The sequence below is a fragment of the Klenkia sesuvii genome, from assembly GCF_037083825.1.
In the GTDB taxonomy this organism is placed as follows: domain Bacteria; phylum Actinomycetota; class Actinomycetes; order Mycobacteriales; family Geodermatophilaceae; genus Klenkia; species Klenkia sesuvii.
The window spans coordinates 15,479-30,643 of sequence record NZ_JBAPLU010000027.1; the positions used below are offsets into that span (position 1 = coordinate 15,479).

Genomic DNA, 15,165 nt, shown 5'->3' on the forward strand with positions numbered 1-15,165 from the left:
CTCGGTGTCGGGAGGGCCCGGGCGCTCGGGCACTCCGTCGCTTGCGCGCCCGGCGGGTGCCGGGCACACCGGCTCTTCCCCTGGAGCACCGCAGACGGAGTAGCGGTTGCCGGGCAGCCAGCCAGGTGCTTGTCGCTGCCTCTCGTGAGCCAGGTCCGATGGTAGGGGTGCCCGGCCCGGGTGTCACCGCAGGGTGGTCGTGTGCCCCAGTTCGGCGACCAGCTGCTCGATCTCGGGCCGGTCGACGGCCCGGACGACGACCAACGGGTAGGCGTCGGAGTCCTCGTCGAGGTGGAGCAGGCACAGCCCCGCGGGGGCCAGCACCCGGTCGGCGGCGCGCACCGCGGTCGGCACGTCGCCGTCGGTGTCGGTGACCGGGCCGAGGTCCAGGGGCGCGCCGTCCAGGCGCGCGTCCCGCACCCGGGGGACGCCGGCCAGTGCGTCGGCCAGCTCCGACCCCTGGTCCTGCCGGTCCAGGTAGGCCAGCGCGCCGGCGTCGTCGAGGCCGTCGAGCAGGCTGGTCCACGGGTCGGCCGGCGGGTCCTCGAGGGTGGCCTGCACGCTCGGCCACAGCTCGGGGTCGTCGTCCAGGAGGGCGCAGAGGCGACGCCAGCGGGTCATGGTCACGTCGTCGACAGCCACCCGGACGACGCTAGCCCCGCTCAGGCCGGGACGGCGACCGCACCGGTGGCCGAGCCGGCCAGCGCGGCGTAGCGGCCGCCGGCGGCGACCAGCTCGTCGTGGGTGCCCTGCTCGACGACCCGCCCGTGCGACAGGACGGCGATCGCGTCGGCGTCGCGCACCGTCGACAGCCGGTGGGCGATCGTGATGGTCGTGCGGCCGCGGGCGACCTCGTCCAGCGCCGCCTGCACGGCCCGCTCGGTCTCGTTGTCCAGCGCGCTGGTGGCCTCGTCGAGCACCAGCACCCGCGGGTCGCGCAGCAGGGTGCGGGCGATGGCCAGCCGCTGCTTCTCCCCGCCGGAGAACCGGTGCCCGCGGGCGCCGACCACGGTGTCGTAGCCGTCGGGCAGTGCCGCGACGACGTCGTGCACCTGGGCCCGGCGGGCGGCGTCCTCCACCTCGGCGTCGGTGGCGTCGGGTCGGGCGTAGCGCAGGTTCTCGCGCACGGTGGTGTGCAGCAGGTAGGTCTCCTGGCTCACCACGCCGACCACCCGGGCGAGCTCGGCCAGGGGGAGGTCGCGGACGTCGACGCCGTCGATGGTGACCCGGCCGGTGGTGACGTCGTTGAGCCGGCTCACCAGCGAGGCGAGCGTGGACTTGCCCGAGCCGGTCTCGCCGACGAGCGCCAGGGTGCTGCCGGCCGGCACCACGAGGTCGACGTCGGACAGGGCGGGCCGGCCGCCGTCGTAGCTGAACCCGACGTGCTCCAACCGCACCTCGCCGCGGGCCACGCCCAGCGTGCGGGGTCGCACCGGGTCGGCGATGTCGACGGGCAGGTCGAGGTACTCGAAGACCCGGCTGAACAGCGCCATCGAGGTGATGAGCTGACCGCCGACGTCGAGCAGCCCCATGAGCGGCCGGAAGAGCGTGCCCTGCAGGGCGGTGAACGCGACGAGGGTACCGATGGTCATGCCGCCGGAGGTCGCCGGCAGGCCCGCGAAGAGGTAGATCAGTGCCGGGATGCCGGCGAACACGATGCTCATCGTGGCCATGCGCCAGCGGCCTGCCAGCTGCGAGCGCACCTCGAGGCCGACCAGCTCCTGGGAGGTGGCGGCGAAGCGGGCCGACTGCGCCGGGCCGGTGCCCAGCGTCTTGCCCAGCTGGACGCCCGAGATCGACAGGCCCTCCTCGACCTGGGTCTGCATGTCGGCCATGCGGGCCTGCCGGGCGGCGGTGACCTCGCGGCGCATGAGGGCGACCTTGCGGGTCAGCCAGACCGCCGGGGGGAGGACGACGAGGGACAGCAGCGAGAGCCGCCAGCTCAGCGCGGCCATGGCGACCACGGTGCCGACGACGGTGGTGGCGTTGGCGGCCAGGCTGGTGGCGGTGGTGGTGACCACCGACTGCATCGACCCGATGTCGTTGGTGAGCCGCGACTGCACCTCGCCCCCGCGGGTGCGGGTGAAGAAGCCGAGCGACTGGCGCTGCAGGTGGCTGAAGACCGCCGTCCGCAGGCTGTGCATGACCCGCTGGCCGACGGTGGTGGACAACCAGGTCTGGACGACGCCGAGCAGGGCGGTGGTGGCGACGACGGCGACCATGCCGGCGACGCACCAGGCCAGGAGGGCGACGTCCTGCTGGGGGAGCGCGTCGTCGATGACGGTGCGCACGAGGAACGGGGTGGCCAGGGCGACGGTGGAGCTGGCGACGATGAGCGCCACCACGGTGCCGACCTGGAGCCGGTAGGGGGCGAAGAGCCCCACGACGCGTCGCAGGGGCACGGGTGAGCGCTGGAGCTGGGTCCTGTCGGCCGGGTCGGGCCGGGTGCCGGGGCGTGGCATGCACGTCTCCCTCTCTGCCGGTGCTGATGCTGAGGTTACCTCACGGTGAGGCAACCTCGCTGCCTGCGCTACCATTCCCGGGTGGCCGGACCCGAGCCCGACGATGTCGGCGAGCTGCTCCTGCGGGCGGCCCGCACGCTGCGCGGGCGGTGGCGCGAGGTGCTCGAGCCCTGGGAGCTGTCGCCGCACCACGCCCGCGCCCTGCTGGTCGTCGCGCGGGCGCAGGGGATGCGGCCGTCCGAGCTCGCCGCGGCGCTGCACATCGCCCCGCGGTCGGCCACGGAGGTGGTCGACGCCCTCGTCGCGCGCGACCTGGTGGCGCGGGTGCCCGACCCGGCCGACCGGCGGGCCGTGCGGGTGGAGCTGACCGAGCAGGGCCAGCAGGTGCAGGCCGAGGTGCACGCCGCGCGCCGCGCCGACACGCAGGCCGTGCTGGCCCGGCTGCCCGCCGACGAGCGGGCCGAGCTCGCCCGGTTGCTGCGACGCCTGCTCGCCGACGGCTGACCCACGGGGGACCCACAGGAACGGATGGCACCCTGGGGGCATGAACCTCGGTGCCCCGGAGATCGCGCTCATCGTGCTGGCGGTGTTCGTGCTGTTCGGCTACAAGAAGCTGCCCGACGCCACCCGCTCGCTGGGCCGCTCGCTGCGGATCTTCAAGGGCGAGATGAAGGGCATGACCGACGACGAGCGCACGCCCGCCGAGCCAGCGGACCGTTCGGCGCCGGCGCTCGCGGTCCCGGACGCCGGGGTGGTCCGTCCCGAGCAGCTGGGCCCCGAGGCGCTGGAGGTCGCCGCCGTCGAGGCCGAGGCCGCCGCGCTCGAGGCCCGCGCCCGCGCTGCCCGCGCCCGCGCCGATGCCGCCCACCGCACCGCCTGACCGCCCGGGCCGCCCGGCCCGCCGCCGCCCGGCCCGCGCCGCGGACTCCGGCAGTGCAGGGATTCTGTGGCCCTGCAGCGGCACAGGATCCCTGCACCGCGGGAGTCTGGGCTGCGGGGGCGGGGCGCGCGGCGGGCTTGAGAGGGTGACGGCGTGCGCGCGCTGGTGTTCGAGGAGTTCGGTGGCCCGCTGACCGTCCGCGAGGTGGCCGACCCGACCCCCGGGCCCGACGGCGTCGTCGTCACGGTGGGGGCCACCGGCGTGTGCCGCAGCGACTGGCACGCCTGGTCGGGCCACGACCCGGACGTCGTCCTGCCGCACGTGCCCGGCCACGAGTTCGCCGGCACCGTCGCCGCGGTCGGCGACCGGGTGCGCGGCTGGGCGGTCGGCGACCGGGTCACCGCGCCGTTCGTGTGCGCCTGCGGCACCTGCCCGCCGTGCCGCGAGGGCGCTGGCCAGGTGTGCCTGCGCCAGACCCAGCCCGGGTTCACCCACTGGGGCTCGTTCGCCGAGCACGTGGCCCTCGACGCCGCCGACGTCAACCTGGTCGCGCTGCCCGAGGAGCTGACGACCACCACCGCGGCCGCGCTGGGGTGCCGGTACGCCACCGCCTTCCGCGCGGTCACCGGGGTGGGCCGTGCAGCGCCGGGGGAGTGGGTGCTGGTCCTCGGGTGCGGTGGGGTGGGGCTGTCGGCCGTGCAGGTCGCCGTCGCGGTCGGGGCCCGGGTGGTCGCCGTCGACCCCTCGCCCGGGGCGCGGGAGCTGGCGGTCGCGATGGGCGCCGAGCACGCCCTGCCCTCGGCCGAGGGCGTCACCGAGCTGACCGCCGGCGGCGTCCACGTCGGGCTGGACTGCCTGGGCTCGCCGGCCACCTGCGAGGCCTCGGTCCGCGCGCTGCGCCCACGGGGCCGGCACGTGCAGGTCGGGCTGCTGCCACCGGCGCAGGGTCGGGCCCAGGTGCCCATGGAGCTGGTGGTCGCCCGGGAGCTGGCGGTGCTGGGCAGCCACGGGATGGCCGCCGCCGACTACCCGGCGATGCTGTCGATGATCGCCGCCGGCCGGCTGCGCCCGCAGGACCTGGTCACCCGGGAGCTGTCCCTGGACCAGGCCGCCGAGGCCCTGGTCGCCGTCGGCCGCACCCCCGGCATCGCGGTGGTCACCTCGTTCTGACCCGGCCGGGTCGTTCGCCTGGCTCCGGCGCATCGGGTGGCGGACCAGGGTCGGGATCGCCGCCCTCGCCGACCGTGGGACGCCACTCGCTGCAGCGCCCGCGTGCGGGCACCGCGGCGGCGTCGCGGCCGACCCGCTCCGCCCCTTCTTCCGGGGCGAGGACCCGGTGGACGGCGGGGTCAGCCGGTCGGGTCGGTGGTGGGTGGGGGTGCCTGCGTGGTGGGCGGGGCCGACGACGTGGGCTCGGGGGCCGTGGTGGTCGGCGGCGGTGTGCCCTCGTCGTCCGTGGTGGTCGGCGGCGTCGTGGTGGGCCGCGTGGTGGTGGCCGGACCGCTGGTGCTGGGCGCCTGGCTCGTCGTGGGCGACGGCTCGCCGGTGGTGGGCGCCGGCGACTCCTCGGTCGGGGCCGGCTGCTCGGTGGTGGCCGGCGCCGGGTCGGTGATCGACCGGGACATCGCCGAGGGGTCCCAGGCGAAGAAGGCCGCCACGAAGACCACCGCGAGCACCAGGGTGGAGGTGCGGGCGCGCCCGATGCGGTTGGGCACGCGGCGCGGCCAGACCCGGGATCGGCGGGTGGCCGGCTCGGCCGTGACCACCGGCGCGGGCGTGGTCGGCTGCTCGCTCACGGGGTCACCTCGCGGGGGTCGTGGGCGGTGATGGGGTCCTCGGGGGTCTGCGGCCGGACGACGATGCCCTCCCGCCGGAACGCCAGGGCGATCCGCGAGCGCAGGTCGCGGCCGACGTCGAACTGCTTGCCCGGCAGCGTGCGGGCGACGATGCGCACGTTGACCTCGTCGAGCCCCAGGCTGGTGACGCCCATGACGCTTGGTGCGTCCAGCAGCAGCTTGGTCAGGTGCTCGTCGGCGAAGGCCTGCTCACCGACCTCGCGCAGCACGTCCTGCACGTGGGTGACGTCGGTGGAGGCGGGCACGGGGACGTCGATGACGGCCCGCGCCCAGTCGCGCGAGAGGTTGACGACCTTGACGATCTGGCCGTTGGGGATCGTCACGACCTCGCCGTTCAGCGACCGCATGCGGGTGATGCGCAGGGTGACGTCCTCCACGGTGCCCTCGGCGGGGTCGCCGCCACCGACCACGTTGATCGCGACGACGTCGCCGAAGCCGTACTGGCGCTCGGTGATGAGGAAGAACCCCGCGAGCACGTCCTGCACGACCCGCTGCGCGCCGAAGCCCAGCCCCACGCCCAGCACGGTGGCCGGTGCGACCAGGCTGGTCACCGGCAGGCCCAGCGTCGAGAGCACGGTGACCGTGGCGACGGTGTAGACGACCACGACGGCGACCCACTGCAGCACCTGGGTGAGCGAGTGCCGGTGCTTGGCCGCCTCCGAGCGCACCAGGGCGTCGCCGCCGGCCGCGCCGGCGTCGATGCGCGCGGTGACCCGGGCGCCCAGCCAGGTCACGAACCGGGCCAGCAGCACCGCCCCGACGACGATGAGCAGCACCGCCAGACCTCGGCCCCGGACCCAGTCGGTCAGGTTGGTCAGCGGCGCGATCGCGAGCACGTCCATCGCCGTCCAGTGTGCCGCGCGCGGCCTGCGGACGGCGCGCCCGGTGCCGCTCGTCGTCGTGTCCGGTCGGGTGGGTGCATCACGATCCGGTATCGACGCTGGCCAGGACGACGTGGGCAGGCAAGGCTCTCCTAACCATCACCCACTGTCCGAGGAGAACCGTGTCCCGCCGCTCCGCCCTGGCCGCCCTGGCCGCCGTCTCCGCCCTCGTCCTGAGCGCCTGCGGTGGCTCGTCCGACGACTCCGCCGACGCGACCTCCGGGGCGGCGGCCGGCGACGGCGCCTTCCCGGTCACCATCCCCAACGCCTTCGGCGAGACCACCATCGACTCCGCTCCCGAGCGCATCGTCGTCATCGGGTACACCGACGTCGACCCGCTGCTGGCCCTCGGCGTCCAGCCGGTCGCCTTCCAGGAGTTCGTCACCTTCCCCGACGCCGCCGTCCCGGGCCTGGGGCCGTGGGCCGAGGACCTCGCCGGCGACGCCGAGATGGAGCTGTTCCCCGTCTCGGCCACCCCGAGCGTCGAGGAGGTCCTCGCCCTGCAGCCGGACCTGGTGGTCGCGGTGAGCAGTGGCATTGAGCAGGAGGAGTACGACCAGCTGTCGGCCCTGGTGCCGGTGCTGGCCCGGCCCGAGGGCTCCACCGCCTACCTGGTGGACCGGGACGAGGCCACGCTGACCATCGGCCAGGCGGTCGGCAAGGCGGACCAGGCGCAGGAGCTCGTCGACGCCGTCGACCAGGACTTCGCCGACGCCCGCGAGGCCAACCCCTCGTTCGCCGGCCAGAGCGTCGTCGTCGCCCTGCCGGCCACCGACGGCAGCGGCGGTTACTCGGCCTACGTCGAGGGTGACACCCGCACGCAATTCTTCCAGGACCTCGGCTTCGAGCTCGCCCCCGGCATCGCCGACCTCGACGCCGAGGGCGGGTTCTTCGTCACCGTCTCGCCCGAGCAGGTGCAGCTGCTGGACGCCGACCTGGTGGTCGTGCTGGCCCTCACCAGCATCGAGGAGACCCGCGGCACGCTGGAGGCCGACCCGGTCTTCGCCACCGTGCCCGCGGTGCAGGCCGGCCGGATCATCTACGTCGACCCGCTCAGCGGTGGTGGCGCGCTCAGCTACAACGACGTGCTCAGCGTGCCGTTCGCGCTCGACCAGCTGGTGCCCCAGGTCCAGGAGGCCCTGGGCAGCTGATCGCCGGCACCCTCCTCCGGCACCCCGCCCCACGTCCCGGGACGGGGTGCCGGCAGGTCACGGAAGGGTTGCTGTCGCCGTCCCCGGTTTGCCATCCGGGGTCGGCCGGGTCGACGCTGGGGAGTCGACCGCTCCCGCGCACCTGCGCGGGCAGCGGTCGTGACCGTGTTCCCGAGCCCGGATGGAGGGGCGCCGAGACCGTGCGCAGCAACCGATCGTGACCGCTACCGAAGACCGCCCGCAGGACGCCGCCGACGGCTCGTCCGCCACGGAGGCGCACCCGGCGGTCCTCGACCTCCCGCCCGCCACCGCCGACCGGGAGGGCCACCTCGACAAGGTCGTCTTCGGGGTCTCCGGCGCGCTGGCGCTGGCCTTCCTCGTCTGGGGGTTCGCCACGCCGACCGGCCTGGGCTCGGTCAGCTCGGGTGCCCTGGACTGGATCGAGACCAACCTGGGGTGGCTGTTCGTCGTCCTGGCGTCGGCGTTCGTCGTCTACGTCCTCTGGCTGGCGGCGTCCCGGTACGGGCGGATCCCGCTCGGCCGCGACGACGAGGGGCCCGAGTTCCGCACCATCTCGTGGATCTCGATGATGTTCAGCGCCGGCATGGGCATCGGGCTGATGTTCTACGGCGTCAACGAGCCGCTCACCCACTACACCTCGCCCCCGCCGGGCACGGTCGACGGCGAGACGCCCGAGGCCGTCGAGACGGCGATGGCGACCACGCTGTTCCACTGGACCCTGCACCCGTGGGCCATCTACTGCGTCGTCGGGCTGGCCATCGCCTACGGCACCTTCCGCCGCGGGCGGCGCCAGCTCATCAGCTCGGCCTTCGCGCCGCTGCTGGGTGAGCGGCGCACCGACGGCCCGCTCGGCCGGGTCATCGACATCCTGGCGATCTTCGCCACCCTCTTCGGCACCGCGGCCTCGTTGGGGCTCGGTGCGCTGCAGATCGGCTCCGGCGTGGAGATCCTCGGCTGGGCCGGGGACGTCGGCAACGCCGTGCTCGTCGTGATCATCGCCGTGCTCACCCTGGCGTTCGTGGCCTCGGCGGTGTCCGGGGTGGCCAAGGGCATCCAGTACCTGTCCAACACCAACATGGTGCTGGCGCTCGTGCTGGCCGTGTTCGTGTTCGTCGTCGGCCCGACGGTGCTGATCCTCAACCTCCTGCCGAGCGCGGTCGGCAGCTACTTCTCCGACCTGGCCGAGATGACCGCCCGCACCGAGGCCTCCGGCGGCGACGCCATGGCGACCTGGCTGCGCGGCTGGACCGTCTTCTACTGGGCGTGGTGGATCAGCTGGACGCCGTTCGTCGGCATGTTCATCGCCCGGATCAGCCGGGGCCGCACGATCCGCCAGTTCGTGACCGGCGTGCTGCTGGTGCCCAGCGTGGTCAGCCTGGTCTGGTTCGCGATCTTCGGTGGCGCGGGCATCGCGTCGCAGCAGGCCGGGTCGGGTCTGGCGGACGAGGCCAGCCCGGAGGCGCAGCTGTTCTCCGTCGTCGAGCAGTACCCGCTGTCCTCGGTGGCGACGGTGCTGATCATGGTGCTGGTCGCGATCTTCTTCGTGACCGGCGCGGACTCCGCATCCATCGTGATGGGCACGCTGTCCCAGCGGGGCCGGCTCGAGCCCAGCCGCTGGGTGGTCGTGTTCTGGGGCGTCGTCATGGGCGCCGTGGCAGCCATCATGCTGCTGGTCGGCGGTGCCGACGCCCTCACCGGGCTGCGCAACCTGACCATCATCGCGGCGCTTCCCTTCGCGCTGGTCATGGTCGGGTTGGCCGTGGCGCTGGCCAAGGACCTGCGCACCGACCCGATGATGCTGCGCAGCATGGTGGCCACGGAGGCCGTGGAGCAGGCCGTGGTGCACGGGCTGCAGAACCACGGCGGCGACTTCGTGCTCACGGTGCAGCAGGCGCCCGACGGGCAGGGGGTCGCCGTCGTCGACGGCCCCACCCCGACGGACGAGCAGCCGGCGGACACCCCGCCGTCCCGGTCCGCCGCGACCGACGAGCCGGTGGGTGCGGGCCGACCGCAGGAGCCGAGGGACTGAACCTCGACAGGACGGGTGAGGTCAGGTTAGCCTGACCTCACCCGTCCTGGAGGTCCGTCCCGTGCCGTTGAAGCTGCCCGTCGCGTCCGTCGTCGCCCTGCTGGGCCCGGCCGCCGTCCGTTCGGCCGTCTGCGGCGCCCTCGACGAGGACAGCGCCCGCTGCTCCGCCGGGCACGCCGGGCTGCAGGTCGCCCGGCTCACCGCGCCGGCCGGGGCTCCAGTGGCCTACCGGCTCGGGTTGGTGACCGCCGTCGCTGCACCGGTGGTGCTGGTCGACCGGCTGACCGAAGGTCTGGAGGCCGGGCAGCGCCGCACCGTCGTGGGTGCGCTGCGCGCGCTGGCCGACCGGGGTGCGACGGTCGTCGTGGACGACGCCGACCCGGTGGCCGTGCTCGCGGTCGCCGACGCCGTGCTGCGGGTCGAGGCCGACGGCCGGGTCGAGCTCGAGCAGCTGCCCGACGCAGCGGAGCTGCTGGCCGGCTAGGCCAGCGGCGCCCGCACGGGGGTCAGCGGGCGGAGTAGGTGAGGCAGTCGGCCTTGTCGGCCGCGGCGCCGACCTGCACGGCCGCTGCGGTGCACTCGAGCTTCTCGTTGTGGCTGCAGTCGGTGCGGTGGCACGCCCCGACGACGCCGGTGCGCTCGAGGCCCGAGCGGAACGAGATCTCGACGAAGGTGCCGCAGTGCGCGTGCTCGCCGCCGACGGTGATCGCACCAGCGTGGCAGCTGGACTCGGCGTTGTAGGAACAGCTGCTCACGGAGCAGTCCTGGACCTGGGGCAACTGCTGGGTGGAGGTCATGGCCGACACGATGGCAGCCGTCGCGGAGCTCCGCCACGAAACGAAGGCTTGCCTTCAGCGCAGGCGGCGGACCGGGACCACCATCGGGGTGCCCGACACGGGGTCGGGCACGACGCGCGCCTCGAGGTCGAAGACGTCGGCCAGCAGCTGCTCGGTGAGCACCTCGTGCGGGGTCCCGGCGGCCACCACGACGCCGTCCTTCATGGCGACCAGGCGCTGCGCGTAGCGGGCGGCCAGGTTCAGGTCGTGCAGCACCACGGCGACGGTGCGGCCGCGCTCGGCGTGCAGCCGGGCGACCAGCTCGAGCACGTCGATCTGGTGCGAGAGGTCGAGGTAGGTGGTGGGCTCGTCGAGCAGCAGCAGGTCGGTGCCCTGGGCCAGCGCCATCGAGATCCACGCCCGCTGCCGCTGGCCGCCGGACAGGGCGTCGACGGGACGGTCGGCCAGCTCGGCCATGTCGGTCCAGCGCAGCGCCTCGGCCACGACGTCCTCGTCGTCGCGCGACCACTGCCGCAGCCACGTCTGGTGCGGGTGGCGGCCCCGGGCCACCAGGTCGGCGACGGTGAGGCCCTCGGGGGCCACCGGGGTCTGCGGCAGCATGCCGAGGACCCGGGCGACCTCGCGGGTCGGGGTCTTGGCGATGGGCTTGCCGTCGAGCACCACCTGGCCCGAGCTCGGCCGCAGCAGCCGGCCCAGCGCCTTGAGCAGGGTGGACTTGCCGCACCCGTTCGGCCCGACGACCGCGGTGAAGGACCCGTCGAGCAGCTCGAGGTCGAGGAAGTCGACGACGACCCGGTCACCGTAGGCCAGCCGTACCTGCTCGGCGGCCAGCCGCACCCGCGGCGCGGTTCGCTGCAGGTCGGTCGGGTGGCTCAGGACAGCGGTCATGAAGGGAACCTCGTCTCTACGTCAGGGCGCGGCGGCCGCGGACGAGCAGCCAGAGCAGGTAGGGGGCCCCGACGGCGGCGGTGACGATGCCGACGGGGAGGGTGACGGGCAGGACGGTGCGGGTGAGCAGGTCGGCCGAGACGACGAGCAGGGCGCCCAGCAGGGCCGAGGCCAGCAGCGGGGGCCGCGAGCCGCCGACCAGCCGGACGGCGACCTGCGGGACGACGAGGGCCACGAAGCCGACCGGCCCGGCGGCCGAGACCGACACCGCGGCCAGGGCGACCGCGACCAGGACGACGAGCGCCTGGGTGGGCCCGACCCGCACGCCCAGCGCCCGGGCGGTGTCCTCGCCGAACTGGAGGACGCCGAGCTGGCGGGAGCACGCCAGGGCCACCGGCACCAGCACGAGCAGCACGGTGCCCAGCGGCCAGGCCTGGTCCCAGGTGCGGCCGTTGAGCGACCCGGTGAGCCAGACGGTGGCGGCGGAGGCGTCCTGCAGGGTGGAGCGGGTGAGCAGCCAGTCGACGGCGGCGACCCCGACCGCGGACAGGCCGATGCCGACCAGGATCAGCCGGTAGCCGTCGACGCCCGTGCGCCAGGCCAGGCCGAAGATGAGCAGGGCGCTGGTGAGCCCGCCGAGCAGGGCGGCCACCGGGAGGCCGAGACCGCCCAGCAGCTGGCCGGACGTGGTGGCGCTGCCGCCCAGGACGATGGCGCCCACCGCCGCGGCCGAGGCGCCGGCGTTGATGCCGAGCGTGTCGGGGGAGGCCAGCGGGTTGCGGGCGAAGGTCTGGATCAGCGCGCCCGACAGGCCCAGGGCCAGGCCGACCAGCGCGCCCACCACGACCCGCGGGGCGCGCAGCTCGGTGACGATGAACTGCTGGGTCGGGTCGCCGGCGCCCACGAGGGTGCCCAGCACGTCGACCAGGCCGATCGGGTAGTCACCGCGCCCCATGCTCGCGGCGGCGGCCAGGACCAGCAGCACGAGCGCGACCACCGGCACCACGAGCTGCCGGGTGCGCACGACCCCCGAGGCCGGGCCGACGCGCACGGTGCGCCGCCGGTCGGGACCCAGCCGGGGGCGGGTGAGCTGCGCGGTCACAGGCTGGCCATCTTCCGACGGCGCACCAGGGCGATGAAGAAGGGCGCCCCGACCAGGGCCAGCACGATGCCGACCTGCAGCTCGCCGGGGCGGGTGACCACCCGGCCGACGACGTCGGCCAGCAGCAGCAGGGCCACGCCCATGAGGGCCGAGTAGGGCACCAGCCAGCGGTGGTCGGGGCCGGTGACCGCGCGGGCCACGTGCGGCACGACCAGCCCGACGAAGCCGATGGGCCCGCAGGCGGCGGTGGCCGCGCCGGTCAGCAGGGTGATGGCGGCGATGCCCACGACGCGGGCCACCAGCACGTTCTGGCCGAGCCCGCGGGCGACGTCCTCGCCGAGGCCGAGGAGGTTGAGGGCGGGGGAGTTGGCCAGCGCCAGCACGAGCCCGGCCACGATGAACGGGGCCACCTGCCAGGCGATGGCGGAGTCGCGCCCCGACAGCGACCCGACCACCCAGAAGCGGTAGCTGTCCAGGGTCGAGGAGTCGGTCACCAGGATGGCCTGCACCAGGGCGTAGAGCAGGGCGGAGAGCGCCGCCCCGGCGAGTGCGAGGCTGACCGGGGTGGCCCCGCCGCGCCCGCTGGAGCCGATGGCGAACACCGCGACCGAGCCGAGCATCGCGCCCAGGAAGGCGAACCAGACGTACCCCGAGGGGCTGCCGATGCCGAGCACGAAGATGGCCAGGACGACGGCCGCCGACGCGCCGGCGGCCACGCCGAGCAGCCCGGGGTCACCCAGCGGGTTGCGGGTGTGCCCCTGCATGAGCGCCCCCGCGGTACCCAGGGCCAGGCCCACGAGCACGCCCAGCACGGTGCGCGGGATGCGCAGCTCGCGGATGACCACCGCGTCGTCGCCGATGGCCCGGGAGTCGGTGAGGGTCTGCCAGACGGTGCCGACCGGGATGGACCGGCTGCCGACGGCGATGCTGAGCAGGCAGGCCACCACGACCAGGAGCAGCAGCAGCCACAGCCCGCCGAGCCGGGTGGCCGGGCCGCGCAGCAGGCCCCGCCGGCGGTGCTCGTCCGCGGCGTCGGCGGCCAGCTCCTCGGGCGCCCGGCGCGGCCGCTCGTCGACCCGCGCGAGGTCCGCGACCGGGGGCTGCCCGGGGACGGCGGCGCGGTCGGGCACGGGTGTCTCCTCCGGGCGGCGGTCGGCAGGCCCCGGAGGACCATGATCGGTAAGCCTCACCTTACCGGCGGCCGTCAAGCCCCTCAGGGTCGGTGCAGGCCCCCGACCACCAGCGCGGCCAGCTCGGCGTACGCGGCGGCGTCGTCGAGGTCGGTGGCCGCGGCGATGCGCCCGGCGTGGATGGCCGCCATGACCTCGGTGACGGCGGCGCCCACGAACGAGGCGTGCACCGGCCGCAGCGTGCCGGCGGCCACGCCCTCGTCGACCAGCTGCTGCACCCGCCGGGCCGCCGTCCGGGTGTTGCGGGCGTAGACCTCGCCCGCCGGGGCGAACGCCGCCAGGTCGGCGAAGAGGGCGGCCGACGCCGGGCGCAGCTGCTCGCTCACGGCCAGCAGGTAGGCCTCGATGCGGGCACCGGCGGCGGCGGGCTGCGCGGCCCGGGCCTCGACGGCCTCGGTGGCCCGGGCGAAGAACCGGCGGACGGCGGCCACCACCAGCTGCTCCTTGCTGCCCGCGACCGCGTACAGCGTCGACTTGGAGCAGTGCAGCCGACGGGCGAGCTCGTCGAGGGTGACGGTGGCGAACCCCTCGGCCAGGAAGAGCGTGACCAGGTCGTCGAGGACGGCCTCGCGGCGGGCGGGCCCCCGGGTCGCCGTCCGCGCGCTGGTCACGTCGTCCAGGATATCTTCGGTACTGCTCGCTGTCCTGCAGTACCGATGAGAGGTGTCCGTCATGCCGGTCCAGCGTCTGGTCCCCACGCAGGAGGCCGCCGACCTGCTCGACCTCACCCGCCAGATCGCCCGCGACGAGCTGGCGCCGAAGGTGGTCGCGGCCGAGGCCGACGAGCAGTTCCCTCGCGAGGTCTTCCGCACCCTCGGCCGGGCCGGCTTGCTGGGCCTGCCCTACGGCGAGGAGTTCGGCGGCGGTGGGCAGCCCTACGAGGTCTACCTGCAGGTGCTGGAGGAGATCGCCGCGGTCTGGGCCAGCGTCGGCGTCGGGGTGAGCGTGCACGGGCTCTCGTGCTTCGGGCTGGCGACGAAGGGCACCGACGAGCAGAAGCAGCGGCTGCTGCCGGACATGCTCGGCGGCGAGCTGCTCGGCGCGTACTGCCTGAGCGAGCCGCACGCCGGCTCCGACCCGGCGGCGATGCGCACGACGGCGGTGCGCGACGGGGACTCGTACGTGCTGACCGGGGAGAAGGCCTGGACGACGCACGGCGGGCAGGCCGACTTCTACAAGGTCATGGCCCGCACGTCCGACCACCGCTCGCGCGGCATCTCCTGCTTCCTGGTGCCGGCCGACGCCCCCGGACTGGTGGCCGACCCGCCGGAGCGGAAGATGGGGCTCACCGGCTCGACCACCGCGCTCATGCGGTTCGAGGGCGTACGGGTCGACGCCGACCGGCGCCTGGGCGAGGAGGGCGAGGGCCTGCCGATCGCGCTCGCCGGGCTGGACGCCGGCCGGCTGGGCATCGCCGCCGTCGCCGTCGGGCTGGCGCAGGGGGCGCTGGAGGACGCGCTGGCCTACGCGAAGGAGCGCGAGACGTTCGGCGTGCCGATCGTCGAGCACCAGGGCCTGGCGTTCCTGCTCGCCGACATGGCCGCCGGCACCGAGACCGCCCGGGCGATGACGCTGCACGCGGCCCGGCTCAAGGACGCCGGCCTGCCCTACTCCCAGCAGGCCTCCATCGCCAAGCTGGTGGCCACCGACAACGCGATGAAGGTGACCACCGACGCCGTCCAGGTGCTGGGCGGGTACGGGTACACCCGCGACTTCCCGGTCGAGCGGTACATGCGCGAGGCCAAGGTCATGCAGATCTTCGAGGGCACCAACCAGATCCAGCGGCTGGTCATCAGCCGGGCGCTGGCCAAGGGCGGTGCCGTGACCACGGCGGTGGCCCCGGCGGAGTTCGCCCTGGCCTGAGCTCTGGCCTGAGCTCTGGCCTGAGCTCTGGCCTGAGCTCTGGCC

General features: G+C 74.8%; 16 protein-coding genes and 1 riboswitch. Of the genes, 7 read left to right on the top strand and 9 right to left on the bottom strand.

The annotated features are described in order from the left end of the window. Positions 1-32: 32 nt before the first annotated feature. A riboswitch (SAM riboswitch) is annotated at positions 33-150 on the bottom strand. Between the two features lie 33 nt (positions 151-183). Together TEK04_RS19000 and TEK04_RS19005 are read right to left on the bottom strand one after the other, a co-directional pair. Continuing rightward, positions 184-642, bottom strand: coding sequence for a DUF6630 family protein (locus TEK04_RS19000; protein WP_336405930.1), 459 nt, complete (start codon positions 640-642; stop codon positions 184-186). Between the two features lie 20 nt (positions 643-662). Then, entirely contained in the window at positions 663-2,462 is a 1,800-nt protein-coding gene (locus TEK04_RS19005; protein WP_336405931.1) for an ABC transporter ATP-binding protein, read from the bottom strand. Positions 2,463-2,543: 81 nt separating this feature from the next. On the opposite strand from TEK04_RS19005, the gene TEK04_RS19010 reads away from it, so the two are divergent. The 3 genes from TEK04_RS19010 (at position 2,544) to TEK04_RS19020 (ending at position 4,512) form a co-directional block, all read left to right on the top strand. Beyond that, positions 2,544-2,966, top strand: a complete 423-nt coding sequence (locus TEK04_RS19010; RefSeq protein ID WP_336405932.1) for a MarR family winged helix-turn-helix transcriptional regulator — start codon at positions 2,544-2,546, stop codon at positions 2,964-2,966. A 40-nt stretch (positions 2,967-3,006) separates the two neighbouring features. After that, positions 3,007-3,342, top strand: coding sequence for a Sec-independent protein translocase subunit TatA (gene tatA, locus TEK04_RS19015; protein ID WP_336405933.1), 336 nt, complete (start codon positions 3,007-3,009; stop codon positions 3,340-3,342). Positions 3,343-3,495: 153 nt separating this feature from the next. Further along, the gene (locus tag TEK04_RS19020; RefSeq protein ID WP_336405934.1) at positions 3,496-4,512 is read left to right on the top strand and encodes an alcohol dehydrogenase catalytic domain-containing protein; all 1,017 of its coding nucleotides are present in this window, start codon (positions 3,496-3,498) and stop codon (positions 4,510-4,512) included. Positions 4,513-4,691: 179 nt separating this feature from the next. On the opposite strand, the gene TEK04_RS19025 is transcribed toward TEK04_RS19020, so the two are convergent. Together TEK04_RS19025 and TEK04_RS19030 are read right to left on the bottom strand one after the other, a co-directional pair. After that, a complete protein-coding gene (locus TEK04_RS19025; protein WP_336405935.1) occupies positions 4,692-5,138 on the bottom strand; it encodes an Rv3103c transmembrane domain-containing protein in 447 nt (148 codons plus the stop codon). Beyond that, complete coding sequence (locus tag TEK04_RS19030) at positions 5,135-6,040, bottom strand: mechanosensitive ion channel family protein (RefSeq protein ID WP_336405936.1); 906 nt, start codon at positions 6,038-6,040, stop codon at positions 5,135-5,137. The genes TEK04_RS19025 and TEK04_RS19030 overlap by 4 nt, the downstream gene beginning before the upstream one ends. Before the next feature lie 161 nt (positions 6,041-6,201). On the opposite strand from TEK04_RS19030, the gene TEK04_RS19035 reads away from it, so the two are divergent. The 3 genes from TEK04_RS19035 to TEK04_RS19045 all read left to right on the top strand — a co-directional run bounded on the left by TEK04_RS19035 (position 6,202) and on the right by TEK04_RS19045 (position 9,764). Next, positions 6,202-7,230 carry an iron-siderophore ABC transporter substrate-binding protein gene (locus TEK04_RS19035; protein ID WP_336405937.1) on the top strand — a complete coding sequence of 343 codons (1,029 nt, stop codon included), beginning with the start codon at positions 6,202-6,204 and terminating at the stop codon, positions 7,228-7,230. A 217-nt stretch (positions 7,231-7,447) separates the two neighbouring features. After that, complete coding sequence (locus TEK04_RS19040) at positions 7,448-9,280, top strand: BCCT family transporter (RefSeq protein WP_336405938.1); 1,833 nt, start codon at positions 7,448-7,450, stop codon at positions 9,278-9,280. A 61-nt stretch (positions 9,281-9,341) separates the two neighbouring features. Beyond that, positions 9,342-9,764 (top strand): hypothetical protein, encoded by a 423-nt coding sequence (locus tag TEK04_RS19045; RefSeq protein ID WP_336405939.1) that lies wholly within the window; start codon positions 9,342-9,344, stop codon positions 9,762-9,764. A gap of 22 nt (positions 9,765-9,786) precedes the next feature. Here TEK04_RS19045 and TEK04_RS19050 read toward each other — a convergent pair whose 3' ends face one another. From TEK04_RS19050 to TEK04_RS19070, 5 genes are all read right to left on the bottom strand, one after another. Then, positions 9,787-10,077: a DUF1540 domain-containing protein gene (locus TEK04_RS19050; protein ID WP_336405940.1), complete on the bottom strand. Its 291-nt coding sequence runs from the start codon at positions 10,075-10,077 to the stop codon at positions 9,787-9,789. A 54-nt stretch (positions 10,078-10,131) separates the two neighbouring features. Beyond that, a complete protein-coding gene (locus TEK04_RS19055; RefSeq protein ID WP_336405941.1) occupies positions 10,132-10,965 on the bottom strand; it encodes an ABC transporter ATP-binding protein in 834 nt (277 codons plus the stop codon). A gap of 16 nt (positions 10,966-10,981) precedes the next feature. Then, positions 10,982-12,067: a FecCD family ABC transporter permease gene (locus TEK04_RS19060; RefSeq protein ID WP_336405942.1), complete on the bottom strand. Its 1,086-nt coding sequence runs from the start codon at positions 12,065-12,067 to the stop codon at positions 10,982-10,984. Continuing rightward, complete coding sequence (locus TEK04_RS19065) at positions 12,064-13,197, bottom strand: FecCD family ABC transporter permease (RefSeq protein ID WP_336405943.1); 1,134 nt, start codon at positions 13,195-13,197, stop codon at positions 12,064-12,066. Before TEK04_RS19065 ends, TEK04_RS19060 begins: the two co-directional genes overlap by 4 nt. Before the next feature lie 83 nt (positions 13,198-13,280). Next, complete coding sequence (locus TEK04_RS19070) at positions 13,281-13,868, bottom strand: TetR/AcrR family transcriptional regulator (RefSeq protein WP_336405944.1); 588 nt, start codon at positions 13,866-13,868, stop codon at positions 13,281-13,283. Positions 13,869-13,929: 61 nt separating this feature from the next. Between TEK04_RS19070 and TEK04_RS19075 the strand changes: the two genes are divergently transcribed. Continuing rightward, the gene (locus TEK04_RS19075; protein WP_336405945.1) at positions 13,930-15,120 is read left to right on the top strand and encodes an acyl-CoA dehydrogenase family protein; all 1,191 of its coding nucleotides are present in this window, start codon (positions 13,930-13,932) and stop codon (positions 15,118-15,120) included. Positions 15,121-15,165: the final 45 nt, after the last annotated feature.